Annotated in this window: 20 protein-coding genes and 1 tRNA gene; 8 read left to right on the top strand and 13 right to left on the bottom strand. The window is 60.3% G+C overall.

The genetic code is table 11. The features are described from left to right. Window positions 1-84 precede the first annotated feature (84 nt). Window positions 85-1,350, bottom strand: coding sequence for a TIGR03503 family protein (locus OKB77_RS13045; RefSeq protein WP_270817833.1), 1,266 nt, complete (start codon window positions 1,348-1,350; stop codon window positions 85-87). Next, window positions 1,347-2,081, bottom strand: a complete 735-nt coding sequence (gene dnaQ / locus OKB77_RS13040) for a DNA polymerase III subunit epsilon (RefSeq protein ID WP_047439188.1) — start codon at window positions 2,079-2,081, stop codon at window positions 1,347-1,349. Before dnaQ ends, OKB77_RS13045 begins: the two co-directional genes overlap by 4 nt. 79 nt (window positions 2,082-2,160) lie before the next feature. On the opposite strand from dnaQ, the gene rnhA reads away from it, so the two are divergent. Further along, window positions 2,161-2,625 (top strand): ribonuclease HI, encoded by a 465-nt coding sequence (gene rnhA, locus OKB77_RS13035; protein WP_005353268.1) that lies wholly within the window; start codon window positions 2,161-2,163, stop codon window positions 2,623-2,625. Here rnhA and OKB77_RS13030 read toward each other — a convergent pair. Further along, window positions 2,613-3,335, bottom strand: a complete 723-nt coding sequence (locus OKB77_RS13030; protein WP_005361718.1) for a methyltransferase domain-containing protein — start codon at window positions 3,333-3,335, stop codon at window positions 2,613-2,615. The two genes, rnhA and OKB77_RS13030, sit on opposite strands and share 13 nt — an antisense overlap. A gap of 72 nt (window positions 3,336-3,407) precedes the next feature. On the opposite strand from OKB77_RS13030, the gene gloB reads away from it, so the two are divergent. Then, complete coding sequence (gene gloB, locus OKB77_RS13025; RefSeq protein ID WP_005337817.1) at window positions 3,408-4,172, top strand: hydroxyacylglutathione hydrolase; 765 nt, start codon at window positions 3,408-3,410, stop codon at window positions 4,170-4,172. 70 nt (window positions 4,173-4,242) lie between these two features. Next, window positions 4,243-5,796: a LysM peptidoglycan-binding domain-containing protein gene (locus OKB77_RS13020; protein WP_247823107.1), complete on the top strand. Its 1,554-nt coding sequence runs from the start codon at window positions 4,243-4,245 to the stop codon at window positions 5,794-5,796. A gap of 160 nt (window positions 5,797-5,956) precedes the next feature. Here the strand turns inward: OKB77_RS13020 and astE are convergent, their stop codons facing one another. Both astE and OKB77_RS13010 read right to left on the bottom strand, forming a co-directional pair. Next, entirely contained in the window at window positions 5,957-6,982 is a 1,026-nt protein-coding gene (gene astE, locus OKB77_RS13015) for a succinylglutamate desuccinylase (RefSeq protein ID WP_247823108.1), read from the bottom strand. A 293-nt stretch (window positions 6,983-7,275) separates the two neighbouring features. Then, window positions 7,276-7,485 (bottom strand): DUF1127 domain-containing protein, encoded by a 210-nt coding sequence (locus tag OKB77_RS13010; protein ID WP_005337823.1) that lies wholly within the window; start codon window positions 7,483-7,485, stop codon window positions 7,276-7,278. Window positions 7,486-8,010: 525 nt separating this feature from the next. Between OKB77_RS13010 and OKB77_RS13005 the strand changes: the two genes are divergently transcribed. Next, window positions 8,011-8,904, top strand: a complete 894-nt coding sequence (locus OKB77_RS13005) for a DNA replication terminus site-binding protein (RefSeq protein WP_270817796.1) — start codon at window positions 8,011-8,013, stop codon at window positions 8,902-8,904. Window positions 8,905-9,044: 140 nt separating this feature from the next. Here the strand turns inward: OKB77_RS13005 and OKB77_RS13000 are convergent, their stop codons facing one another. The 3 genes from OKB77_RS13000 to OKB77_RS12990 all read right to left on the bottom strand — a co-directional run bounded on the left by OKB77_RS13000 (window position 9,045) and on the right by OKB77_RS12990 (window position 15,125). Beyond that, the gene (locus OKB77_RS13000; protein ID WP_270817795.1) at window positions 9,045-12,881 is read right to left on the bottom strand and encodes a DEAD/DEAH box helicase; all 3,837 of its coding nucleotides are present in this window, start codon (window positions 12,879-12,881) and stop codon (window positions 9,045-9,047) included. A gap of 433 nt (window positions 12,882-13,314) precedes the next feature. Further along, window positions 13,315-14,400, bottom strand: a complete 1,086-nt coding sequence (locus tag OKB77_RS12995) for an ATP-binding protein (protein ID WP_268011413.1) — start codon at window positions 14,398-14,400, stop codon at window positions 13,315-13,317. After that, window positions 14,397-15,125, bottom strand: a complete 729-nt coding sequence (locus OKB77_RS12990) for a response regulator (RefSeq protein ID WP_268011414.1) — start codon at window positions 15,123-15,125, stop codon at window positions 14,397-14,399. Before OKB77_RS12990 ends, OKB77_RS12995 begins: the two co-directional genes overlap by 4 nt. A 157-nt stretch (window positions 15,126-15,282) precedes the next feature. On the opposite strand from OKB77_RS12990, the gene OKB77_RS12985 reads away from it, so the two are divergent. Next, entirely contained in the window at window positions 15,283-16,440 is a 1,158-nt protein-coding gene (locus OKB77_RS12985; protein WP_270817794.1) for an efflux RND transporter periplasmic adaptor subunit, read from the top strand. A 15-nt stretch (window positions 16,441-16,455) separates the two neighbouring features. Next, the gene (locus OKB77_RS12980; protein WP_270817793.1) at window positions 16,456-19,590 is read left to right on the top strand and encodes a multidrug efflux RND transporter permease subunit; all 3,135 of its coding nucleotides are present in this window, start codon (window positions 16,456-16,458) and stop codon (window positions 19,588-19,590) included. 86 nt (window positions 19,591-19,676) lie between these two features. On the opposite strand, the gene OKB77_RS12975 is transcribed toward OKB77_RS12980, so the two are convergent. Next, window positions 19,677-19,766 (bottom strand) — tRNA-Ser (locus OKB77_RS12975). 449 nt (window positions 19,767-20,215) lie between these two features. Between OKB77_RS12975 and OKB77_RS12970 the strand changes: the two genes are divergently transcribed. Next, the gene (locus OKB77_RS12970; protein ID WP_234781340.1) at window positions 20,216-21,124 is read left to right on the top strand and encodes a L,D-transpeptidase family protein; all 909 of its coding nucleotides are present in this window, start codon (window positions 20,216-20,218) and stop codon (window positions 21,122-21,124) included. 39 nt (window positions 21,125-21,163) lie between these two features. Then, window positions 21,164-22,153: a DUF481 domain-containing protein gene (locus OKB77_RS12965; RefSeq protein ID WP_270817792.1), complete on the top strand. Its 990-nt coding sequence runs from the start codon at window positions 21,164-21,166 to the stop codon at window positions 22,151-22,153. 66 nt (window positions 22,154-22,219) lie between these two features. Here the strand turns inward: OKB77_RS12965 and OKB77_RS12960 are convergent, their stop codons facing one another. The 4 genes from OKB77_RS12960 to OKB77_RS12945 form a co-directional block, all read right to left on the bottom strand. Beyond that, a complete protein-coding gene (locus OKB77_RS12960) occupies window positions 22,220-23,635 on the bottom strand; it encodes an SLC13 family permease (RefSeq protein WP_144712418.1) in 1,416 nt (471 codons plus the stop codon). Window positions 23,636-23,880: 245 nt separating this feature from the next. Beyond that, window positions 23,881-24,606: a MaoC family dehydratase gene (locus OKB77_RS12955; RefSeq protein WP_270656043.1), complete on the bottom strand. Its 726-nt coding sequence runs from the start codon at window positions 24,604-24,606 to the stop codon at window positions 23,881-23,883. A 245-nt stretch (window positions 24,607-24,851) separates the two neighbouring features. Then, the gene (gene rlmF / locus OKB77_RS12950) at window positions 24,852-25,823 is read right to left on the bottom strand and encodes a 23S rRNA (adenine(1618)-N(6))-methyltransferase RlmF (RefSeq protein WP_247823116.1); all 972 of its coding nucleotides are present in this window, start codon (window positions 25,821-25,823) and stop codon (window positions 24,852-24,854) included. Window positions 25,824-25,971: 148 nt separating this feature from the next. Continuing rightward, a complete protein-coding gene (locus OKB77_RS12945; protein ID WP_005334331.1) occupies window positions 25,972-26,460 on the bottom strand; it encodes a C40 family peptidase in 489 nt (162 codons plus the stop codon). Window positions 26,461-26,496 lie beyond the last annotated feature (36 nt).

The following is a 26,496-nucleotide window of genomic DNA, read 5'->3' as shown; positions in this document are numbered from 1 at the left end:
TGTTCTGTTTATGAACTAAAAAAAACCGCCCTGCTTATCAGGGCGGTTTTTTATCTCTGACATCACGCCACTTCAGTACGAGGGTTACTGCTCTGGCAGATTGAGATCCAGCTTGGCAGCAGGTTGTCCGGCTTGCTGATTCTCGGCCTGCGCAGCGGCCAGAGCACGCTTCAGGGCACGCCGTTTTTGTATCACCACAAACCCGACCCCACCCAATACCGCCAGCAACACACCACCACCCGCCAATGCCCAGATCAGCCAGCCCATTTCCTCCTCTTCCGGAGCTTCATGGGTCGCCTCGGCACTGGAGGCCGGTGCGGCGGCCGACACCACCTCTACAGGAGGCGGCGGTGGCGGGAAGACATTGAAGGTTTTCACCGGCAACTCGATTTTCAGCTCACGGCCGAGGCGAGTGGTGCCATAGAGAGTTGCTTTCACCTCATGCTGACCGACCTCCTTGATGTTGGAGAGATCGATATCAAGCTTGGGGTCGCTGGCGGTCTCGCTGAACTCGTAGAGGCCGCCCACATTGCTGGTCACACTCCCCTTGACCACCACGGAAGCGGGATCCAGCTCATCACGGTCGATTAGCAGTGAGAGCTTGGCACCCAGCTCATCCGAAGGCGGCGACAAGTTATAGCTGAACGGATAGGGGTAAAGCAGTACATCCTGATAACGGGCACGGACAAACACCTGATTGCCCGTGCTGAACATGGCGCGGTACTTGCCACCGGGAATATCCTGCAGCGTCACTTCCGCCGTCATGATGCCATCGCCCGGCACTTCGTCGAGCCCCTTGCCATCATCGCGATAGTGGCCAAGTACTTGATCCAGCACGACCTCTTTCTTATCGGCATCGCTGAACGATTGCAGCTTGACGGTCATGCCAAGGTCAGAGAGATAGTATTTATCTTTCGGCGGCTGACCATTGATCAGCAACCACGCCTTGAGCTTGACCACCTCCCCCTGATAGAGCTGCATCGGCAGGGCGGCGATATCGAGCCGGATATCGGAGAGAATGCGCACCCGGTTGTCGGGATCCACCTCGCCAATCGCCTGCCAGGGGCCCGGCATGGGATTGCGCAGGGTAATGAGATCGTGCTCCGGCAACGCCAGCCAACCCACATCTGCGGGTTTGACCTTGCCCACGTAAAGCTTGCTGCCATCGGGGCGAACCAGGATTACGGACGGGGTGCCCGGCTTGCGCTTGATGATGAAGGTTATCTCCTTAACCCCATAATCGATGCGAAAGCGGTTATCCAGCAGCGGAATATCGGAAGGGGCAAATACCTCGGTCGCCGTCGCCCCCAGCGAGAGCAATAGCAGCAGACCGGCATACCACTTGCTCATTGCCGCCACAGACAACTTCCTCCCTTTTTCTGTACCAGATCCAGTCTCGCTTCGTGCAGGGCCTGAACCTCGGCACTGGCACGCACCACCTTGAGGGCGGGTCGGTTGCTCTCCAACCGGCGAATGCTGGTGTCCTGATTGCTTTCGTTTTCGTTGCTCTCGGTAGCCAGATTGAGTTTGGTCTGGCCGCCGGTCATCAGCAGGTAGACGTCCGCCAGGATCTCCGCATCGAGCAAAGCCCCGTGCAGGGTACGGTGGGAGTTGTCGATACCGTAACGATCGCACAGCACATCCAGGTTGTTGCGCTTGCCGGGGAAGAGATCCCGCGCCATCGCCAGGGTATCTGTGATGGTGCAGATATCCGCCGTCTTGAAGTTGAGTCCGAGCTTGCTGAACTCGTAGTCCATGAAGCTCACGTCAAACGGTGCGTTGTGAGCGATCAGTTCGGCGCCGCGGATGAACTCGAGGAATTCATCGGCAATCTGGCTGAACGACGGTTTGTCACGCAGGAACTCGTCGGTGATACCGTGCACCTGGATCGCTTCCGGGTCGACCAGACGATCAGGCTTGATATAGACGTGATAGTGGTTACCGGTCAGCTTGCGGTTGATCACCTCCACACAGCCGATTTCGATAATGCGGTGACCCAGATAGACAGGGCCACCCGCCGTATTCATACCTGTGGTTTCAGTATCCAGAATGATCTGGCGATTCAGTTGGGGTGTGTTCATGATCCAATCTATGTCAAACTTCGGCTTTACTTACTCGCTAGTTTACCCCAAGCCTCATGTTAAAACAGATTGATTGCTCATGTTAAAACAGATTGATGTCTATACCGACGGCTCCTGCCTTGGCAATCCGGGCCCTGGTGGTTACGGGGCCGTCATGGTCTACGGCAAGCACCGCAAAGAGATTTCCGCCGGATTCAAGTTGACCACCAATAACCGGATGGAGCTGATGGCCGCCATCATGGGGCTGCGTACCCTCAACGAACCGTGCAAGGTGCGCCTCACTACCGACAGCCAGTATGTCCGCCAGGGGATCACCCAGTGGATCATCGGCTGGAAGAAGAAAGGGTGGATGACCGCCAACCGCCAACCGGTCAAGAACGTCGATCTCTGGAAGGAGCTGGATGCGGAAGTGGGTCGCCACCAGATTGAGTGGCTCTGGGTGAAGGGTCACTCCGGCCACCCAGAGAACGAACGGTGCGACGAGCTGGCCAGAGAGGCCGCCTGCGGCAAGGATCTGGCCGAGGATACCGGCTACCAGCCCTGACGGGCCATTCCCGGTGTGGCGAGGGACTTTGGCAGTTGCCAGCGCCGCCGCACCGGGATCAGTGGAAAGCGCCGTTTACGGGCCGCAATCACGTATACCGATGCAAATGCCCTGCAATAATCCCGCCCGATACTCTCTCGCCACCAACTGTGCCAGCTCTGTTTTCCCATAAACGAATAACCAAAGCGCTCGTCGAACATCACCTCGCATCCCAGCAGATGCAGCCAGTCCGTCACCCGCCCCGGGGTGAACATCCGTGCCGACCAGGGCATTCTGCGCCGCAAGAACGGCACACAGTGACCGATCCCGACCAGACTCATGGGGTTATAGCCACTGATGATCAGCCAGCCATCGTCGGTCAACACCCTTTCGGCTTCGCGCAACACCTGATGAGGATCGGCAGAGAAATCGAGGCAGTGAGCCAGCAGGCAGGCATCGACGCTGCCGGTCCGTACCGGCAGATCGAGGGGGTCGCCATACATGTCGAGCAGCCGCCCGCCGGGGGCGACCCCGATCTGGTGACGAATGGAGGAGCGTTTGCAGGAGAGTTCGGCGCTCAGGGCGCCAATTTTCAGCAGATGATACCCAAACAGGTTGGGGCACCAGTTGTCGAGCCGATCCTGGATCTCGGCCGCCACCCAGTCCCCCATAGGCAATGCAGACCAGCTGGTCGGGATCTCGATTTGTTGTTCGGTACGTGCCACCTGCATAATAGGGCTCAACTCGGGGTTTCGAACGCCATCCTGTTATATAAGATACCCTCCCTAAAGAGAAGCAGACTCATGTATCCAGTGATCACAGTTCCAGCCTTTAATGACAACTACATCTGGTTGATCCGCCACGAAAATCACTGTCTGGTGGTCGATCCGGGCGATGCCGCCCCCGTGCTGGAGCGGCTCGAGGCATTGGGACTGGTGCTCGATGCCATCCTGCTGACCCATCACCATCACGACCATGTCGGGGGCGTCACCGACCTGCTTGCCCACTTCCCCCACGCCCGGCTCTATGGCCCCAAACTTGACCCGATGCCGGATCACCACGGTCAGTGGCTGGAAGATGGCGATCAGATCAACTGGCACGGCCTCGCCCTCGAGGTGATCCATGTGCCCGGGCACACTCGCGGCCACATCGCCTACCACGGCAACGGCATGCTCTTTTGTGGCGATACCCTCTTCTCGGCCGGTTGTGGCCGCCTGTTTGAAGGGACGCCGGAGCAGATGTACCACTCGCTGCAACGACTCGCCGCCCTGCCCGATGAGACACTCATTTATTGTGCCCACGAGTACACCCTCTCCAACCTGCGTTTTGCCTATGCGGTCGAACCTGACAACCCGGCGATCCGCCGCCAGATCGGGCTGATCAGCAAACTGCGGCAACAAGGGCTGCCAAGTCTGCCAACCCGGCTGGGTGACGAACGCACTTTCAACATTTTTCTGCGATGCGAACAGGATTCAGTGAAATTTTCTGCTGAAAAACATGGGCTAAAATGCGTGGAAAATCCGGTAGATACCTTCACCATCCTGCGTCAGTGGAAGGACGTTTTTTGAACAAACCTTGATCAGGGGGCCATTGCCCCTTATGATGCGAGCTGTTTTTCCTAAAAATGACCGGAACGAGATGAAGGTACGAACGGCCTTATTGGCAGCGCTGTTGCTCAGCGGCTGCCAAAACCTGAGCCATCAGGATGACCGGGCGCTAACGGCAATCGAGCCGATCAAGTCCCCCCAGGTCAAGAAAAAAGCGCATAAAAAACACTCTTCCCATTTCCTGTTTGGCGATGAACAGCTGGACGAAATGGAAGATACGGACAATCTGTGGGTGCGTATCAGCGATGATATGCAACTGGAAACTCCGGACAATGCGCGCATCCGCCAACAACGTGAGTGGCTGTTGCGCAATGATAAGCATCTGGCGACCATTGCCAGCCGGGCTGAACCCTACCTCTATCTGATGGTAGAGGAGATTGAACGGCGTGAGCTGCCAATGGAGCTTATTACTGTCCCGATGATCGAGAGCATGTTTGATCCCCATGCACGATCCCGCAGCAATGCCGTCGGACTCTGGCAGTTTGTGCCAGCGACAGGCAGAAACTTCGGTCTGCGCCACGACAACTGGTATGACGGACGGCGCGATGTGCTGGCCTCCACCAATGCGGCGCTCGACTATCTGGAGTACCTGAACCGCTTCTTTGACGGTGACTGGCTGCAAACGCTGGCCGCCTACAATGCCGGTGAAGGACGGGTGCGCAACGCCATCCAGCGTAACCAGCGCGCAGGCAAACCGACCGACTACTGGTCGCTCGATCTGCCCCGGGAAACCCGGATGTATGTGCCCAAGATCCTCGCCATGGCTGACATGATCAGCAATGCTGACAAATACAATATCAAGTTGCCGGTGCTCGCCAACGAGCCGAAGCTGCGAGTGGTGGAGACCGGCAGCCAGATCGATCTGAATGTGGCCGCCCAACTGGCCGGTCTGCGCACGTCACAGCTCAAGGAGGTCAATCCGGCCCTGAGCCGTGGCGTGATGTCGCCCCGTGGCCCTTACCGCCTGCTGGTACCGGTAGAGTATGCCGATACCCTGGAGCTGGCACTGGCCGATCTGCCCAAGAGCGAGCGTATTCGTACCCGCTCCTATCAGGTCACCAGTGGCGATACCCTGTCGCGCATTGCCCAGAATCATGGCGTCAGCGTGAACGAGCTGAAGCTGGCCAACAATCTGCGCAGCAACAACCTGCGTCGCGGTCAGCAACTGGTGATCCCGACCCACGGTCAGGTCAGCAGCAAGGCCAGCTCCGCCAGCAAACCGCAACAGCTGGCAAGCCGTGGCAGCAGCCAGAAGGCCAAAGTCAGCTACAAGGTGCGCTCGGGTGACAACCTGTGGAGCATCAGCCAGGCACACGGCGTCTCCCACGAAGAGCTCGCCAGGTGGAATGGTCTGACTGCCAAGTCGGCGCTCAAGCCAGGCATGAAGCTGGTGGTCTATCCCAAGCAAGGGAAGAAGAGCGACAAATCGATGGTGTATCAGGTTCGCCGTGGCGACTCCATCTCCTCCATTGCGGCTCGCTTCCAGGTGGCCATCAATGATGTGATGCGCTGGAACCAGCTGGATAAAGGGGATTACCTCAAGCCCGGCCAGGAGCTGACCCTGTTTGTGAAGAACAACAGCTAAGCCACACCACTTGAACCCGATAAAAAATGGGGCCAGTCATCTGACTGGCCCCATTTTTTATTACTGCGGCTAACCGCTGCTGTGTCTGAGCCACCGACTAAAACAATGGCTTGGCGCCGCCTGCGGATGCATCACCGCTCTGCAGGCAAAACTATCACCGCTATTCCCAAAGCCTTGTCGGCACCACCATCAGCACGGTGCGCTGACCAATCGCCACGTTGGCATTGGGGAAGACCACCGCCTCACGCGGCTTCTCGACCGTGTAGCGAAGCTCGCCATCCTCGGCCAGCACGAACCCTTGGGGGAATTCGGTGAAGTTGTCGACATCGCTGGCAAACAGGAAGCGAAAGTCCGCCGATTTTTTGGTGATCACCCGATCGATGGCAAACAGGGTGAAATCATCCGCCCGCCACGGCTCCAGCGCCACCTCATCCTGAGTGACCAGCTCTTGCAGCGCTTGGCGGGTTTCGATAAAGCGGGTCATATCGTTCTCGCCAAACGGGCGCACCTTGCCCAACTCCACCGTAAAGGCGTGGGCACCATGCTGGCGGGAGCTGTAGTAGCTGAAGGTCGTGGTCGGGCTGGCGGAGAGCAGAATAGTACGCACCCCGCAGGCGCCGAGGAACTGCACCTGCTCGCGGCAGTGGGGCCGCTCGTGGGGGAAGGGGTAGACGGCAAACTTCTCGTGGCGCGAACCGCGAATGGCGGTGTGCAGGTCGTAGTGGTAACGGGGACGAGCCGGATTGGCAAAGAAGCGGCTCACATACTGCTCGAGGCGCATGGCGCGGATCCGCTCCCGATTGCACAGCCCCTCCCCCTTGCTGTGTGCTCCGGAGAAGAGCCGGTTCATGTTCTCCTCTACCTCCCGCAGCCCCAGATTCATAGCAGCCGGATTGCCAAACAGGAACAGCACCCGATGACGGGCGCTCAGCTCGCCTGAGAGCAGACGACTCAGCAGCTGGTTGCAGATCTCGATGGGGGCGGTCTCGTTGCCGTGAATACCGCAGGAGAGGACGATATCCTTGCGCCCCCCCGGCTGGCCGCCCGCTCCGCTGGCAGGCTCCAGACAGATGACACCGGTATCCCAGACGCTGACTTGCGTGCCATCCGGCAGCGCAAAATCAAAGGGATCGAGCTGCCACTCGTGGCTGCGGGTCATGGCCAAAAAATCGTGCTGGGGAATCATCCGTCTCACCCTCTTGCGCTGGAACACTATGGCCGGATTATACGCAAGGCATCGCGGCTTAAAATCGTTTTTTAAACAAATTCAAACATTAACGATACAAGTGTGATAACAATCGAACGACGACAGCAATGGCAGTAGCAATGTGGAATAAAGAGGAGAGGAAAAAGGACCAACAAATAACAGGGGGAAAACGGGGGATATAAAACAGACAATGACAGACATGGCGGCCGGGCGCCACAGGGGAAGAACAGCAAACGACTCAGCAGAAAAACAAGGCATCCATGCCCGGCTGATCAACCACGCCAGAACGGCTTGGTGGTCTCTTGATAACGGTCAGCTTCGTTCAGGCCGATGTCTTTGAGCAGGTACTCGGGCAGTTCGGAGAGCTGGCGACGGCTGCGGCTGCGCTCCAGCCAGGTCAGAACGGTCATTTTAACGCGAGCAACCAGATTCAATTGGCTGGAATGCTGGTAACCGGTTTCGGTATAAGTCATGTTGGCCATGATGTGGCTCCTCTGAATATTTGTTTACGCACTGGGCTTTATTTGATGCGCAAAGCTTAGTCAGGGAGCAGGGCCGACTCAATTGACGAATTTTGATACGTTACATTAGTAAATCTAATGTCTAAAAATGGCCGGATTTAATTTTAACCATTTGATTTTAAAAAAATAATTATTTTAACGGTTGGCCAGCAGAGTCTCACAGCATATTGTGCTGCATGGCACCCATCTATATATGCATTTTACTGCTTTACATATGCAGGGATGGACAAGGTGTGAACAGCTGGCAACAGCGGAGTTACACATGGTTGTTAATTTAATGATCCTATGGCGATCTTTATTTAACACCCTGAAACATAAATAAAACCATCACCACATCCCCATTCAGAGGCGCACATTGCCCCCTCCTCAAAGTGCCTCTTGGCACTCCAACCGCATGCTGGTATGTTTATTTATACAGTAGTTTTGCTACCCGCAGCGATGTCATACCTGATGTCGTCAACAGCGGGTCAGACCACAGGATCATCGATGGATAGCTTTACCCCGACCGCCGCCCTGCGTCAACAGATGGCCGCCATTGAAGCCTCTCTCAACCAGCTGGCAGATCTGCTTTGCCAGCTCGACCTGCAGGAGGCTCATGTCTATCCTCTCCCCCCGGTTGCGCAGGGGGAAGAGCACGACCCGATCGAGCAAATTGAGGTGGGCTATCTCAACGGTGAAGCCGCGCTGGCGGCCACCCTCGCCGCTTATCGGGACCACAGCGCCCGTCCCGGCTGCTCCACCAAGGCGACTCATCGGCTGCCCGGCTGGTTGCGCTTTCCTGCTGCCGCAGCCCCCTTGCTACAACCGCTGATCGACCAAATCAACCAGCACAAGCTCGATTTCAAGGCGCTGGTGCAGCAGGCGGGGGGAAGGGACGAGAAGTTCGAGCTGGTACATACCGCCCTGCCCGGGGTGATCACCTTGCAGGTCTACCGCAAGCTGACCCTGTTGGCAGGGGAGCTGCAATCCCTCGGCTTTACCTGGGCCGACAAGCAGACCATCAATCGCCTAAGTCGCGAGCAGGTGCTTGAGATGCTGGAGCGCAGCCGCCGCTATATACCGGCCCTCTCCAACAACGAGGAGTGGAGCAAGATGGTGGATCAGGAGGTGTACGACATTCGCCGTCTGCCTGCCGATGCCGAGCTGCGGATCCGCCGCCCGGTCAAGACCCACCCGATGATCAACCTGCTCTGGCTGGAGCGCACCCCGCGCAAGCAGCAGATCAAGGCGAGCCTGCCTCTGCTGCTCTGCTCGGATACCCCGCCTGCAGTCACCCATCTGGGCAACTATCCCCCCAAGAGCCGGCAGGCGCGGCGAGATCGCAAGATTGGCGGCGAGCCCATCATCGAGCGGCTGCACCTCTATCTCTATCAGGGGTGACTGGATCAGGAATAGCTGGGCCGCCTTGCCGCGATAAACGAGTACCCCATATCTGCGTCCCAAACGAGAAAGGGGAGAACATCTCTGGATGTTCTCCCCTTTTCTATCTCGATAGGCGGTATGAAAGGCGGCGTCGCCAATCAGCCCATCAGCAGGGCTCGCAGGCTCTCCACATCCAGCCCACGCACCTCGGACTGGCCGCTCAGCAGGCCATCGGCCAGCGCCCGCTTCTCGTCGTGCAGGGCGACAATCTTCTCCTCCACCGTCTGCTCGCACACCAGCCGGTACACGGTCACCGGCTGGGTCTGGCCCATCCGGTGCGCCCGATCGCTCGCCTGATCTTCAACCGCCGGGTTCCACCAGGGATCGAGGTGCAGCACGGTATCGGCCTGGGTGAGGTTGAGGCCGGTGCCCCCCGCCTTGAGGCTGATGAGGAACAGCGGCACCTCCTCGTGACGAAAACGCAGGATGGAGTCCTGACGGGACTTGGCGGAGCAGCCCCCATCCAGATAGCAGTAGTCCCAGGACTTCTGCTCGATGCGGGTCCGCAACAGACTCAGCAGATCGACGAACTGGCTGAACACCAGCACCCGATGACCGCCGTCGATCGCCTCTTCCAGCAGGGCCATCGCCTCGTCCAACTTGCTGCTGGTTTGCGACCACTCGGGCATCACCAGCTCCGGTGAGCAGCAGAGGCGGCGCAGCCGGGTCAGGCCACTCAGCACATGCATCAAGGCGCGTCCATCTGCGCTTTGCACCTGCTGCACCACTTCCCGCCGGGTCGCCTCGTAGAGCTGGCGCTCTTCGGGGGAGAGGCTGATGTGGTGGATGATCTCGGTCTTGTCCGGCAGCTCGGTCAACACCTGCTGCTTGAGACGACGCAGGATAAAGGGGCTGATCACCGCCCGCAGCAGCGCCATGTGCTGAGGATCCTTGACCGCCTTGCCAAAGCGGCGCTTGAACTCGCCAAGGCTGCCGAGCAGCCCCGGGTTAATAAAGGTGAAGAGGCTCCACAGCTCCCCCAGATGGTTCTCGATGGGGGTGCCGGAGAGGGCGAGGCGAAAATCGCCGTCGAGCTGGAACAGCAGCTTGGCGCGCTGGGTACCAGCGTTTTTGATCTGCTGCGCCTCATCGAGCACCATGCTGGACCAGCGGCGCGCCTTGAGCGCCTCCGCCAGGCTGCCGAGCATGCCGTAGTTGATGAGGATCACCTGACCGGCCTTGGCCTCGCGAATGATCCCCTCCCGCTCGGCCGGATTCTCGAACACCACCACATCCAGCTCGGGGGCGAAACGGGTCACCTCCTCCTGCCAGTTGGTGACCACTGACTTGGGCACCACAACCAGCGCAGGGCCAAGGTGCTGGCGCATGCGCAACACAATCAGCGCCTGCAGCGTCTTGCCCAGACCCATGTCATCGGCCAGACAGGCACCAAAACCGTGATGGGCCAGGGTCGCCATCCAGCGCACCCCCTCTTTCTGATAGTCCCGCAGGGAGGTAAGCAGCTCGTCCGGGCACTCGACCTCCTGCTGCCACTCCTGCTGCAGGGATTGCCACGCCGCATCCCCTTCGGTGGTAATGACCGAGAGCAGGCGAGTGAGCGGATAGGCCAGCTTGTTGTTGATCCGCTGCTCTTCATCGAGCATGGCCCCCAGCATGGTGAGTCGTTCCACCAGCTTGTCGCTCAGCATCAGACTGGTCTTCTCGTCGAGCTGAACGGTGCGCTGCCCCGGGGTCATCTGGCGCAGAATAAGGCGCAGGTCGAGGATCTGGTGCTCATCGAGGGCCAGTGCCCCTTCGACCTGGAACCAGTCCTGCCGCCGCTCGATACGCAGGCTCAGGGCCGCTTCATCAAGGCTCTTGAGGCGGGCGCTGTCCTGATGCCAGTGAATGACCACACCGGCGTCCACCAGCTCGGGCAGGGCATTGACCAGCGCCAGCGCCTGTTCCCCCTGCAGCAGCCACTCGCTGCCGGGCAGGCCGATGGGCAATTGATTGCGCAGCAGTTGGGCCTGCCCCTTCTCGGCCGCGAGATCCCGCTGCCAGTAGTAGTACGCCTTGATCCCCTGCCGCACGATCGCCTCCCCCTTGCCAAGGGGCTGGGGCGGCAGATCCTCAAAGCGGGTCACCAGCTTGACCGCCAGCTGGCCATCCTGCCAATCGAGCTGCACCGAAGGAATGCCCGGCCAGGGGGCCAGTTCGGCATTGCCGTGCAATCCCTCAACCTGGCTGTGCCAAGGCAGATCGGCGATCCCGTCCAGAGTGCGCTGCAACTCGCTCATCCCCTCGGCGGGCAGCAGCGGGATGGATTCGAGCGCTGGCAAGCGGTCGAGCAGCGGCTGCGGGGTGAGGATGAGCTGCCACAGATCCTGCGCCAGCGGCATGATATGGGCCCCGCGGGCGGCTGCATCTGGGATCAGCAAGGCACTCATCCCCTCTTCGGTCGCGATAATCTGCAGCAGCGGCGCCGTGATGGCGAGCTGCAGCTTCTGCCCCTTGGCGTTGAACAGGCGGGGGTGATCGGCCAGCGGCGCCCAGACATCCCGGGGCAAGCGTCCCATCACCCGCGGCAGGGTGCGCACCACTGCCCAGTCGTGCTCATCGAGCAGCGCCGCATACTGGGTGGAGAGCAGGGTGGGATCGACCCGGCGGCCCGCCGTCCACTCCCCCTTGGTGCTGAGTTTCTGGATCTTGCACTCCAGCTCGGGGCCATCGGCGTGAAGCAGCCACACCAGCCGCTCCTGCGGCTTGCGCACACCGCTGGCACGTCCCAGCCCCTGCAACCAGTTGAGCCAGCTGGCGGAGGCGGCCCCCTTCTCCTCGCCGGCGTCCTCTTCTGACTCTTCGTCTTCGGCCTCGCTGTTGCGCAGTTGGCCAAGTGGCGCCCCTTTGGCTCCCTCTCCCAGCAGCAGGCGCAGCAGATCCTGACAAAACGCCATCAGCCGATGATGGGGTTCGGCATCGAGCAGGTGGGAGAGATCCCACTTGTGCAGCATGGCCACCTGCGCGCTCTGGGCGCCGTGACGGGCCAGCGAGCAGAGATCGAGCCAGAGGTAGCCCCAGTGCAGCTCCTCCACCGGCAATTGCAGGGTATCGAACAGCCCGACCGCCTGACCATGCCGCTCACCGGCCCACTGGCTGAGCAGATCGGCCAGCAGCGGAAATTGTCCGCCAAGGCTGCGCTGCCACCTCTTGCGCTGCTCGCTGGCGATGACGGGGTCGGCCTGCTGCAACCAGCCAAGCCAGAGCAAGGCACTGAAGGCTCGGGGCCACTGCCCCTCATGACCCTCGGCCTGCCACTGGCCAAGGGCCGTGAGCAGCCGCTCACCCAGCGGGCCGCTCTCTCCTTGCGAGGCAACCGCCTGCAAAGCAGGCCACAAGAGGCTGGAGTCGGAGCTCTCGCCATCACCGCAGAGCCAGCGCCACTCCGCCTCGAACGCTTTGGCCCTGGCCTGCACCTCGGGGGCACAACGCACCAGCGCATTCGCCAGCGGCCAGCGCTCTTCATAGGGGGCATCGAGCAAGAGTTGCAGCGAGAAGTGCTCCAGCAGCAGTTGCTGCCAGGCAGGGCTGGAGCCCGCCAGCAGCAGATGGGCATCTGCGGTATCGAGCAGGGTGAGCAGATCGCCGGGAGAGAAAAAGGCCGGGATCTCCCCCGCCTTGCCCCGACACAATTCGCGCACCAGCCCGTGAACCAGATCCTGGCCGGTCACCGAGGAGACCCTGCTCCAGTCAGGGGCAGCGCACACACCGGCCCGCACCCCCAGGATCAGCGCCAACGTCCCCTCGGCGGTCAGGCTCCACTGCTGCTCCCCGCGCAATCTGATCAGGCCGGCATCGTGCAGCCGGGTCAGGTGGCTGGCGAGCTCATGGCCCGCGCCGAGCGTCTCTTGCAACAGACGGGTACTGGCGACACGCTGCAGTTGCAAGGCACTGAGCAGGAGATAACTATCCGAAGAGAGGGTGGAGGCAGACATCAAAACTCACGGGCAGATGCAAAAGCGGAATTTTAACGGTAAAGCGCCGCCCACTCGACCCTTTACCGTGAAATAACTCAAAAAAAAACGGCCATCCGTGATGACCGTCGAAAGTAACGAAGGAAATAGCCGGATCATCCGGTTACCTCCCACAGCGGGAAAATCGGGAGCGCTAGCCCCTAATTCGTGGAGCCAATGCTAGAGGTTGGCGCCCGAAAAAGCTTTGAAGCGGATCACAGTTGAAAAGGATTTCTGAAAACGGTTTCAATTTTTAGCGGCAAAAAACCATGATTTCGCGCCAAATGAGCCATGTCCAAACCCCTCCTGCTCACCCGGCACAAGCGGTAGAAAACCCTATAACGGTCGCTTGTCAAACGCCCCTGTGCGGGCAGCTGTCAGCTGTATAGCTTCATCAGAACCTGCCGCCCGCAGGCTAGGTTTCAGGGCAACCGGACATGGCCGAGATGGGCCAGGAGAGCACGAATCGGCTCCCTCCCTGCCCGGTAGCTTGGCAAACCGCGCTGCCGCCGTGCGCCTCGGCAATCGCCTTGACCACGGCGAGTCCGAGTCCGCTACCGCCGCTCTTGCGCGAGCGTGACGGATCTCCGCGACGAAACGCATCGAAGATACAGGCGGCAATCTCCTCGCTGATGCCTGGCCCCTCATCTTCCACACTCAGGACGCACACACTCTCCGAGCGATACAGCCGCACGGTCAGCAGGCCTGGCTGCGCGTGCTTCTGGGCATTTTCCAACAGCGCCATCAGAGCCTGACGGATGCGAAACAGATCGCAGCAGACATGAAGTTCGCTATCGAGCTCCCGCTGCAACACAAATCCGCTCGCCGCCAGAGGGCTGGCAAATGCCTCAAGCACCACGGCAAGCTCGTCGGCCAGCCTGACCTCGGTCCGCTGCAACTCCAGATGGCCGCTGTCGTTGAGGCTCAATACCCGCAAATCCTCGATCAGGTGATTGAGCCCCTCGACCTGACGAAGCAACCCCTCGAAGAGTTCGCTGCTGGGAGGAAATACCCCTTCGGCCAGCCCCTGCAAGCGGCCGCGCAAAATGGTGACGGGAGTGCGCAACTCGTGGGCAATGGCGGCATTCCAGAACTCCCGCTCGCGGGTCATGCTCTGCAGCCGCTCGGCCATGGCGTTGAAGTCGCGCACCAGTTGCGCCGTCTCCCCGATCGCCTGCTCATCCTCCGGCACGCGGGCATCGAGTTTGCCCTCGGCCACCTCGCGCAGGCTGGTTGCCACCGAGTTGAGGGGAGTCAGGATGCGGCGAGAGAGGCGAACCGCCACGTACAGCGCCATCCCCAATGCAATGAGAATGGTGGAGCCGATCCATAACATCTCGACTCTGGAGGGCACCCAGGTCTCGGAGATACTGCCCGGCACAAATGCCACGGCGATGCCATAAAACACATAGGTGCCGATCACCGCGAGGGAGATGATGCCAAGCGTCATCAGGCCCAGAGAGCGGATGATCTGCCTGCGAAGGCCGGGCGCCGATTTCATGCATCGCCCCCGAAGCGATAGCCAACGCCCCAGACACTGGCGGGGACCCCCTGAATGCCGTGTGTCTCCAGCTTTTTGCGCAACTTGCTGATGTGGCTATCCACCGTACGCTCCTGGGTATCCCCCTCCGGCAGGCAGTGAGTCAGCAGTTCGGCGCGACTGAACACCCGTTTCGGCGCCCGCATCAAAGAGGCGAGCAACTTGAACTCGGTCAGGGTCAGTTCCAGCACCTGCTGCTGGTCATCGCGGCAAATGCTGGCCTCGTGGCTCTCCAGATCGATCTGAAACTGGCCGACCCGCAGCACGTTCGCCGTGGCTGGCTTTACGGCCCGGGTGCGCCTTAGCACGGCCTGCACTCGCGCCACCACTTCGGCCGGATTGAAGGGTTTGACCACATAGTCATCCGCCCCCATGCGCAGCCCCATCAGCTTGTCGAGATCCTGATCGAGGGCGGTCAACATGATCACCGGCGTGTCGCCACGCGCCCGGATCTCGCTGAGCACCTGCCAGCCATCCAGTTGCGGCATCTGCACATCCAGCAGCAGGAGATCGGGTTTGAATGCCTGATGCATGGCCAGCGCTTCACGGCCATCGGCGGCGTGCAGGGAGCGCAACCCATGACGTTGCAGGTAAGCGGCGAGGATGTCGGCGATCTCGGTTTCATCCTCTGCAATCAGTACCAGTGACTGACCCGCCGGGCTGACGGAAGCATTGAGATGGGACATAGTCGGACTCGAAAAAAGGTGGCGTTGAACTTTATCATCGCCTCCATGGATTCTCCACAAAGCCTCGAATCATTCGCAATAGCCCCTCGCCATAATGGCCGCTCGATGCACTCTTCGGTCACATCACACCGGAGAGACGGTTTAACGAGGTGAGTGGATGATGTTTGTCAAACAGCGGTATGCGGGCGCCCTGCTCGCCGTCATTGCCGCATTCGGGTTGGCGGGGTGCGATGTCGCGCCACAAGAGCAGGAGGCACCCGCCCTTCCTCAGGTGTCGGTGCTGACTCTGACTGGTCGGGAGCTGGTCATCAGCGAGGATCTGCCCGCCCGGGTGGCGGCACTGCGCAGCGCCGACATTCGCGCCCAGATCAGCGGCATCGTACAGCGCCGCCTGTTCGAGCAAGGCGCCGAGATCAGCGCAGGCACTGTGCTGTTCCAGATAAACCCGGCCCCCTTCAAGGCCGATGTCGACAGCGCCGCCGCCGCATTGCAACGGGCCGAGGCCGTGCTGGCCCGCGCCCGCATCCAGATTGACCGCCTGAAGTCGCTGCTGCGCACCGACGCCATCAGCCGCCAGACCTATGACGATGCGGTCTCCCAGCGGGATCAGGCGGCCGCCGATGTAGCCCAGGCCAGGGCGACTCTGGCCCGGCACCAGCTGAACCTGCAATTTGCCAGCGTGGAGGCCCCCATCGCCGGGCGCATCGATCAGGCGCTGGTGAGTGAAGGGGCCCTGGTGTCGCCCACCGATGCCATACCCATGGCCAGGATCCAGCAGATTGATCAGGTCTACGTTGATGTGCACCAACCGGCCTCGGTGCTGGAATCCCTGCGCCAGCAAGCTGGCTCAACGGCACCGGAACTGGCGGTGGAGATCCTCGGCAGCAATGGCACACCGCTGGGCATGCAGGGGCACATCCTCTTCTCCGGTATCGAGGTCGATGCCGGAACCGGCGACGTGTTGCTGCGGGTGCTGGTGGATAACCCTGAGCGGCGCCTGTTGCCCGGCCTCTATGTGCAGGCGCGCATCCCCCGTGCCCGCTATGCCAACGCCCTGACCGTGCCCCAGCAGGCGGTAGTTCACACCTCGGGTCAGACCAGCGTGTGGGTGGTGGATGGCCAGGGGCTGGCACAGCTGGTTCCGGTCAATACCGCTGAACTGGTGAATAACCAGTACCGCATCGCGTCCGGGCTCAGTGCCGGGCAACAGGTGGTGATCGAAGGGATCGACCGTCTGACACCGGGGGTTCAGGTCACAGCTTCCCCCTGGCAACCACCCGCCGTCAGCCAACCGGCTGACGGTGGCATTCGCTGAATCGGAGAGTTATCCATGCCGCAGTTTTTTATCCATCGCCCGGTGTTTGCCTGGGTGATCGCCCTGTTCATCGTGCTGGCAGGGGTCATCGCCATCCCCAAGCTCCCCATCTCCCGCTATCCCTCGGTGGCGCCGGTGTCGGTGACCCTCTATGCCACCTATCCGGGCGCCACGCCGCAGACCCTGAACGATGCGGTGGTGAGCCTTATCGAGCGCGAGCTGTCGGGAGTGAAGAACCTGCTCTACTTCGAGTCCTCTGCGGACGCCTCGGGCAGCGCGCAGATCACTGCCACCTTCAAGCCGGGCACCGATCCGGAGCTGGCCCAGATGGACGTGCAAAACCGCATCAAGGCGGTCGAACCTCGCTTGCCACAAGCGGTGCGGCAAACCGGCCTGCAGGTGGAGTCCGCCTCATCCAGTTTTCTGATGATGGTCGGCATGACCTCACCGGATGGCCGCTTCGATGAGGTTGCCCTCAACGACTACATGGCACGCAATATTGTGCAGGAGCTGCGCCGCATCGACGGGGTAGGACGAGTGCAGCTGTTCGGCGCCGAGCAGGCCATGCGCATCTGGGTAGATCCGGCCAAACTCGCCGCCTACGGGCTGACCATCGGCGAGGTGGCGCAGGCCATCGAGCAGCAGAATATCCAGATTGCCCCGGGGCGCCTCGGTGACGAACCCTCCCTGCCGGGGCAGCGCCTGACGGTTCCCCTCACGGTTCAGGGGCAGCTGACGACCCCCGAGGCATTCGCCGCCATCGTGCTGCGAGCCGGTGGTGATGGCGCCAAGCTGGTGCTGGGTGATGTCGCCCGGGTCGAGCTGGGGGCGCAATCCTACGCCTTTTCCAACCGCGAGAACGGGGTAGCCGCCACCAGCGCCGCCATCCAGCTCTCCCCCGGCGCCAACGCCGTGCGTACCGCCGATGCGGTGCGCACCCGTCTAGCCCAGCTCGCTCCCACCCTGCCAGCGGGCATGGCCTATTCGATCCCGTTTGACTCGGCCCCCTTCGTCAAGGTCTCCATAGAAAAGGTGATCCACACCCTGCTGGAAGCCATGGTGCTGGTGTTTATGGTGATGTTTCTCTTCCTGCAGAACCTGCGCTACACCCTGATCCCGGCCATCGTCGCCCCCATCGCTCTGCTTGGCACCTTCGCGGTGATGCTGCTGGCCGGTTTTTCGATCAACTCCCTCACCATGTTCGGCATGGTGCTGGCCATCGGCATCATCGTCGACGACGCCATCGTGGTGGTGGAGAACGTCGAGCGCCTGATGGCCACCCGGGGGCTCTCGCCCCGGGAGGCGACGTCGCAAGCCATGAAGGAGATCACCGGGGCGGTGATCGGCATCACCCTTGTGCTCACGGCGGTGTTTCTCCCCATGGCGTTTGGCAGCGGCTCGGTGGGAGTCATCTACCAGCAGTTCACCCTGTCGATGGCGGTGTCGATCCTCATTTCGGCCTTCCTCGCCCTGACCCTGACGCCTGCGCTCTGCGCCACCTTGCTGCGTCCGGTCAGTCCGGATCATCATGAGAAGCGCGGCTTCTTCGGTGCCTTCAACCGGGGTTTCGAGCGGTTCACGGCAGGCTACGGTGCGCGGGTAACCCGGCTGGTCGGGCGCAGCGGACGGATGATGGCAACCTTTGCCGCCCTCTGCGCCGTGCTAGCCATCGCCGCCGCCCAGCTGCCCTCCTCTTTCCTGCCAGACGAGGATCAGGGCTACTTCATGACCTCCATCCAGTTGCCAACCGGCGCCACCAGCGAGCGTACTCTTGAGGTGGTCAAGGCCTTCGAGGCTCACGTCGCCTCTCGCGAGGCGCTGGACACCAACCTGGTGGTGCAGGGCTTCAGCTTCTCCGGTGCAGGCCCCAATGCCGCCATGGCCTTCACCATGCTCAAAGATTGGGATCAGCGTCATGGTGCCACGGCAGCCGAAGAGGCAGATCTGGCACAAGCAGCCATGGCAAATATTCCTGAAGGCACGGTAATGAGCCTGCTGCCGCCCGCCATCGACGAGCTAGGCACCGCCTCCGGCTTCACCCTGTTCCTGCAAGACAGGGCCAATCGGGGGGAAGCCGCGCTGCTGGCCGCTCAGGCCCAACTGCTGGAACTGGCCGCCAACAGCCAGGTAGTCAGTGATGTGTATCCCGACAATCTGCCTCCCGGCGAGAGCATTCACCTCGAGATCAACCGACAGAAGGCCGAAGCCATGGGACTCTCGTTCGCCAGCGTAAGCAGTACCCTGTCGGCCGCAATGGGGTCGCTCTACGTCAACGACTTCCCCAACGGCGGGCACATGCAGCAGGTCATTCTGCAGGCAGACGCGTCGGCGCGCATGCAGCTCGATGACGTGCTCGGCCTGCGGGTACGCAATGCCAGCGGCGGCATGGTCCCCCTGCGGGAGGTGGTGACACCGGAATGGCGCGAATCGCCGCAACAGATGATGCGCTTCGATGGCTTCCCTGCCGTGCGTATTGCCGGGGGGGCAGCGCCCGGCATCTCCAGCGGAGCGGCGATGGCGGAGATGGAGCGTCTGGTGGCGCAATTGCCGCCAGGCTTCGCATTGGCCTGGACGGGACAGTCGTTGCAAGAGCGCCAGTCGGCCGAGCAGGCCCCCCTGCTGATGCTGTTGTCGGCACTGGTGGTCTTCCTGGTTCTGGCAGCACTCTATGAAAGCTGGTCGATCCCGCTCTCGGTGATGCTGGTGGTGCCGCTGGGCCTGCTCGGTGCTGTCGCGGCCGTGATGCTGCGCGGCATGCCCAACGACGTCTTCTTCAAGGTGGGCATGATCACCATCATCGGTCTGTCGGCCAAGAATGCCATCCTCATCGTGGAGTTTGCGCGCCAGTTGCGCAGCGAAGGGCGCTCACTGCTTGATGCGGCTGTCACTGCTGCCCGCCTGCGCCTGCGCCCCATTCTGATGACGTCGCTGGCCTTCACCCTCGGGGTGGTGCCGCTGATGCTCGCCAGTGGCACCAGCGCGGAGACCCAGCACGCCATCGGCACCGGCGTGTTTGGCGGCATGATCAGCGGCACCCTGCTGGCCATCTTCTTCGTACCGGTCTTTTTTGTCTTCATCATCGGGGCGCAGCAGCGCCTGCACTCCTGGCAGGCACGGCGAGCATCTAACAGCATTCATCCGGATCGATAACCACAGATACACAGGCGGCCGGATAGTCCCTCAACACATCACCAAAAGAAAAAGCCCAACCTGCTAAACAGGTTGGGCTTGGTATGTGGCGGAGAGACAGGGATTCGAACCCTGGGTGGCATTGCTGCCACAATTGATTTCGAGTCAATCCCGTTCGGCCACTCCGGCATCTCTCCGTGGGGAGAGAGTTTTACCCAAGCTGGGCCGAGGATGCAATAAAAATTTCTTAGATATCAAATGGCTGAATCAGCTATCTGGGAGCAGGATCACAATGCGGCGCGTGCTGTTCGCGTTGCGAGGCCACCTTGTATAGCCCTGCATCCACCCGACATTAACCCTCTCGCACACCCGGCCATTATCCACGTCGTGATATTCCCCCATTGCCATCAGGCGTCTATTTTTCCTGCTTGGCGCTCAAATTTATGGGTGATGCCGATTTTGGCCGGTTTCCTATGTATCCCCACATCATTGCGGGTGCGCGGCAAGCTGGTAATCATGGGCTGATTGAGGAACAATCGCGCCATCCTGGCGGCTGTATTGATGATGTTCCGCCCCGATTGAACTGATGGATCTTCTTATGCGATTGCCGAAACTCAAGCCCCTACCCTTAACGCCCGCCCTTTCCATGCTGCTGGCAGCGATCCTGCTCTGCGCGGCGCCGGCAGAGGCCAAACGCTACCCGCTGCCACCTGCTGGGAGTCGCCTCATCGGTGAGCTGGAGGATTACATTATCCAGCAGAATGAACATCTGGAGCTGGTTGGCAAAAATACGCAAATTGGATTTTTGGCACTGCTTGAGGCAAATCCGGGTGTAGACCCCTATTTACCCAAGCCGGGCACCCGTTTGACGCTGCCCACCCAGATGCTGCTGCCTGATGTGCCTCGCGAGGGGATCGTCATCAATCTGCCCGAACTGCGCCTCTACTACTTCCCCAAAGAGAAGAGCGAGGTCATCGTGCTGCCCATCGGGATTGGCGATATCGGCCGCGAAACACCCGAGATGACCACGACGGTCATCGAGAAGAATCCCAACCCGACCTGGGTGCCCGGCCCCATGGTGCGCAAATCCTGGCTGGAGCAAAAAGGGATCACCCTGCCCGCCGTAGTGCCCCCCGGCCCGGAGAATCCCCTTGGCAAGTTCGCCATGCGCCTTGGCTATGGCAAGCGCGACTACCTGATCCACGGCACCAACAAGGATTTTGGCGTTGGCCTGCGGGTAAGTGCAGGCTGCATCCGGCTGCGACCTGACGATATCGAGGCCCTGTTCAAGATTGTGCCGATCGGCACGCCGGTGCGGGTCATCAATCAACCGGTCAAGGTCGCCATCGAACCGGATGGTCGGCGCTGGCTGGAGGTACACTCCCCGCTCTCCCGCACCGAAGAAGAGCTTGAAAATGGCGCCCCGCTGGTGCTATCTCCGGCCATAGAGAGCTTTATCAGCGCACCTGACGTGATGCAGGATGAGGTGACGGCTGCGCTGGAGAGCAAAAATGGCCTGCCCCGCCCCATCAGCAGCCAACTTGTCAGTGGCTAAGTCACCAGCGCCCGAGTCGCACCGGAGTCACCTTACCTCATGAAATTCCTGCCCCTCCTATTCCTGTTGGCCTGTCACTCCTTGTGGGCCAAGGACATTCTCTGGATGAACAATGGCGATCGTCTGACCGGTAACATCGAGGAGGTGACCGAACAGTCGGTGCGCATCGCCCTGCCCTACAGCGGCGCGGTGACCGTCAAGCGGGAGGCCATCAAACGCTGGCGCATTGATAAAGAGGACAAACCCAAGGCAACGGCAAAGGGTGGGCTCAAGCTGTTCGAGGATGACAAGGATGAACGCAACGCCTGGCTCTGGACCGGCAGCGGCGATCTCAATGTCAAACTCAAACAGAATGACAAGCAGACCAACAACGTCAACCTCAAGTGGAAAAGCGAGCTGGCCAATCTGGACTGGCGTTACAGCTTCTCCGGTGAATATACCTATGAGACCGCTGACAACGTCACCGACAGCCATGATTATCAGCTCAACCCTACGCTGGACTACTTCTTCAACCAGCAGTGGTTCTTGCGCACCTCACTCGATGCCGAATATGACATGCTGGATAAAGATCGCTATCTCTACATGGACTATGGCTCGGGGCCTGGCTATCGCTTCTGGAACGATAAACGCCGCCGACTGGAGCTGATGGCCCAAGGGGGATTAAGCCGACTCTACTTCCGTGAAGATAGCGAGGTTCCCAAGATTTTTCTGGGTGAACGGGTCATTGACTACCCCTTCGCCGGTTTTAACTGGGATTATCGCCAACCTTTCTCCCTCTGGCAGGAGAAAATGGAGCTGTTCAGCCAGGGGCGCTATCTGAAATATCTGGCACAAGCCTCCCCCTATTTCACCCGTAATCAGGATCTGAAAGGCAGCATAGGATTGCGCTACTACTTCAACGACCATCTACGCCTCTCCTGGTCGAGTGAGCTGGATTGGGAAGATGCTGACATCCTTGTCGACACAGGCAGCCCAGAACCCCGGGAGAGCGAATTAAGACACCTGCTCAGCCTTGGCGCCAGTTTCTAGCCTCGGATCCCCAACACGCAAAGAGGAGCCAAATCGGCTCCTCTTTGCTTTAGGCGAACAGGCTCGCTAGATCAGCCCCCAAGCGGCAATCTGGTAGATCCACACCATCGCCAGCAATGTGCCGACCAATCCCATGATGACGCCGATGCGCACCATCTGGTGACTCTCCACCAGACCGGTGGCGTGGGCCAGCGCATTGGGCGGGGTACTGATGGGCAGAGACATCCCGAGCGAGACCGAGATGGTAACCGCCAGGATCAGGGTATGACTGCCGCCCCACTCGGCCAGCTCCGGCATGCTGACCGCCAGTGCCGCCACCAGTGGCAGCAGCAGATTGGCGGTTGCGGTATTGGACATAAAGTTGGCCATCACCACTGCCAGCAGACAGGCGCCGACCAGCACCGCCAGCGTGGAGTATTCGTGGAACGGAATATGGGTGATGAGCCGCTCGGCCAACCCGGAGTCCTCCAGCGCCAGCCCCAGCGCGATACCGCCCGAGACCAGCCAGAGCACGTCGAGGGAGATCTTGTGCAGATCGTCCTTAGTGATGATGCCGGTGGTCAGGAACACAGCTACCGGGATCATGGCGACCACGTAGGAGCTCATGCCGTGCAGATCCCCCAGTAGCCAGAGCACTATGGTGGTGATAAAGGTGAGGTAGACCACCCAGGCGCGAGGGGTCTGCATAAAGCGCCCCTCAATCTTGAGATCCATCCGCTTGAGGGTGCTCGGGAAGAAGCGCCCCAGCAGGAACCAGCCAAGCAGCAACAGCAATACCACAAAGGGCACCGCAAATCCCATCCACTGACCGAACGAGATGGCATGCTCGCCGGTCAGGTATTTGAGGGCCACTGCGTTGGGCGGAGTGCCGATGGGAGTGCCGATCCCGCCGAGGTTGGCCGCCAGCGGAATGGCCAGCACAAAGCCGATTTTGGCCGGGTCCTTGTCGGGAAACGCCGCCAGCACCGGGGTAAGGATAGCCAGCATCATGGCGGTGGTGGCGGTATTGCTCATAAACATGGAGAAGGTGGCGGTGATCAACATCAGCCCCAGCATGACGATCCGGGGATCCTGACCGAACGGGCGCAGCAGCACCCGCGCCAGATTGACGTCCAGATGGTACTTGGTCGCCGCAATAGCGAGGAAAAAACCACCGAGAAACAGCATGATAACCGGCGAGGCAAAGGTCGCCATCACCTCGGTGGACTTGAGCAGCTCACCAAACCCCGGTTCAGCCTTGTCGGCAGTCATGAACCAGAGCCCCTTGTCGGAGAGCAGCAGCAGCTCCAGCACGATGATCAGCACCGAGGTAGCAAAGATAGGAATGGGCTCCAGGATCCAGCAGAGGGCGGCCAGCACGAAAATGGCCACGACCCGCTGCTCGATGACGGTGATCCCCTCCAGCGGGATCCACTGGGTCGGGATCAGCAGGATGGTGAGGCTCAGCAGCAGTGGCAGAATAATCTTGTTATTGATGGGCACTATTGTCTCCAGGATCGGGAGTAAGAAGCCAATAGTGGCATAACATGCTATCGCCTCACGCGGCCAACTCGCCAAAATGAGAGCTGGCTAACTGCACGACGCACCGTTTTGTGAGTCATATCAAGCTGGGGTCGGCGCACTATGGCTGACGCCTCAACCCTTGCAACAAACAGGCAAAAAAACGGGCCCGCTGTTCGTTGCACACGACCGCGGGCCCGTTTCACCATTCATGCCGATGAGGGGGCTCAGAAGTAGATGCGGGTCACCGACTCGATGACGCAACCCGGGCGGCGGATCCCTTCGATCTCAACCTTGATCTCTTTGAGCAACTCCAATCCGCCCTTGATGGGGGTGACCCGGGCCAGCTTGGTGCGGGCGCGGATGTTGCTGTCCACCTTGATGGGGTACGGGAAACGTACCTGATCCAGCCCGAAGTTCACCACCATGCGGGCGGTCGGGAACTCGGGGGTGGCCTCATCGACCGAGCCGGTCAACTGCGGCAGCAGCGCCAGGGTCAGGAATCCGTGGGCGATGGTGGTCTTGAAAGGCGACTCGGCGGCCGCACGCTCCGGATCGGTGTGGATCCACTGGTGATCCCCGGTCACGGCAGCAAACTGATCGATCATCTGCTGGCTGACGTGCAGCCACTCGCCGACATGGGTCTCTTCACCAATGCGAGCCTGCAGGGCAGCATAGAGCTCGGCCGCCTCGGCCCCCAGCTCAACAGCGGGTTCCTGAGCCACGGCAGGCTGACCGTTGGCTACTTGTGCCACGGTTGCTGCATCCTGTTGCAGCTCGCTCTGGGACTCGGCTTGCAAGTCCAGCACACGCCCCAGCAAAGGGTGAAGATGTGCCTTTTGCTGAAACTCACGCCAGTAGTCGCGGATCGCCGGAGAGAGCCAATCCTTGAGCTCAAAGGGGTGCTGCGCCAGAATTTCGCGCTTGCGCTTCAGAAAATCGACAACTTTCATCTACCGATCCCTATTTGATTCAATGCCTGTAAAGAGGTCTAACCAGTCCTATTTTATTAAAGTTTCAGCTGTAAGTGCAAAAAAATCTCGGCGTACACCTGTACCAAGGCGGAAGTAACTACTTATACCATGTAAACCAGCACGATCTGCCAATGAGGAAATCGATTACCAAAGATGCCGCCGGCAGGGGAAACTCGCGGGATTCATAATGAAAAAAGGCCCTCATCGGGCCTTGTGGTGGGGACTCAGCGCGCGCTCGGCCAGCCGCTACGCAATCCCTCCTCATCCAGAAAGGACCAGGCGAGGATCCGGCTCACCTTGTTGCCCTGTGCCATGTCGATCACCCGTACCTGACGCGCCCCCACCCGGCTCAACGCCTTTTTCGCCCCCGGCAGGTTCTCCTTTTTCGACACCAGCGAGCTGAACCAGAGGCACTGAGTGGCAAACTCCTTGCTCTGGGCAATCATGTTGGCCAGAAACGCCGCCTCGCCCCCTTCGCACCAGAGCTCGGCCTTCTGGCCGCCGAAGTTGAGCACAGGAGCGCCTGTCACCTCCTTGCCCAGATTGCGCAGCTTGCGCTCCGTCCCCTTGCTCGCCTCTTCCAGCGATGCATGGAACGGCGGATTGCACAGCGTCAGGGCGAAGCGCTCCTTCGGCCCTATGATGCCGCGAAACACATGGTTGGGGTTGCCCTGCAGACGACACTCAATCTGGTTGCCGAGTCCGTTGCTCTTGGCCAGCAGGGTGGCCGCCTTGACCGAGACCGGATCGATATCCGATCCCACAAAACGCCAGCCATATTCGCGGCAGCCGAGCAGCGGATAGATGCAGTTTGCCCCCACCCCGATATCCAGCACCCTCACCCCCTTGCCGGTAGGGAGCTGGCCTGCGCTCTCGGCCAACAGGTCGGCCGCCCAGTGCAGGTAGTCCACCCGTCCCGGGATGGGTGGGCAGAGGTAACCGGCAGGCAAGTCCCAGTGGGCAATCCCGTAGTGATGGGCCAGCAGGGCGCGATTGAGGGTCTTCACTGCATCGGGATCGGCAAAATCGATGGTGCGGGTGCCGTAGTCATTGATAAAGACGTGGGCAGCCAACTCGGGAGTTCGCAGGCAGAGCGCCTCAAAGTCGTAACCCGCCTGATGGCGATTACGGGAGTGAAGTCCGGATTTACGGTCGCCCGACTTGGGGCCACCGGCTGATGGGATGCGGGGTTTCATGCTGAGCCTGCCGAAGAAAACGGGCCCACACTATAGTGATTTGACTCGGGAAAGTCTAAACGAGGGCAATAAAAAACCGGGCTATCGAGCCCGGTTCAAGTGAGGTTGGAAAAACAGTCCGTACTGCGAGCCGTTTGTCCAGCCTGACTCAGATATCGATCCGGCGAGCTTGCCAGAACTTGTTGCGCCAGTATTGGCTATCCAGCTTGGAGCGCGTCACACCGGCTCGAGTCGAGGCGTGGATGAATTCGCCATTGCCGACATAGATGCCAACGTGGTTGAGACGACGATTGATTTTGAAGAAGACCAGGTCACCCTCGACCAGATCCTGCTTGGAAACGCGCGTCCCTTCATGGACTTGGGAGCGGGTATCGCGGGGTAATTCGATACCGACGGCATTGCGGAACACTTCACGGGCAAAGGCGGAACAGTCGATACCGCGCTGGCTGCTGCCACCCATGCGGTACGGAACACCACGCCACTCTTTATATACAGTCAGGATTTCATTCACATCGGGTGTCTGGGAAGCTTCCGGTTCGATGACAGGTTCAACCATGGAAACTTCGATCTTGCTCGCGACCTCGGGTTGGGGTGCCGAGGCACAACCCACCATTCCGAGCGCGACCAGCAGTAGCATCAGGTGGCGCAATCCTTTATCCCCGCTAAATAGTAA

It is taken from the genome of Aeromonas sp. Y318-3 (genome assembly GCF_027706185.1).
Lineage (GTDB): Bacteria > Pseudomonadota > Gammaproteobacteria > Enterobacterales > Aeromonadaceae > Aeromonas > Aeromonas veronii.
Note: the sequence above shows the minus strand (reverse complement) of the source record. Positions and strands in the feature narration are given on the sequence as shown.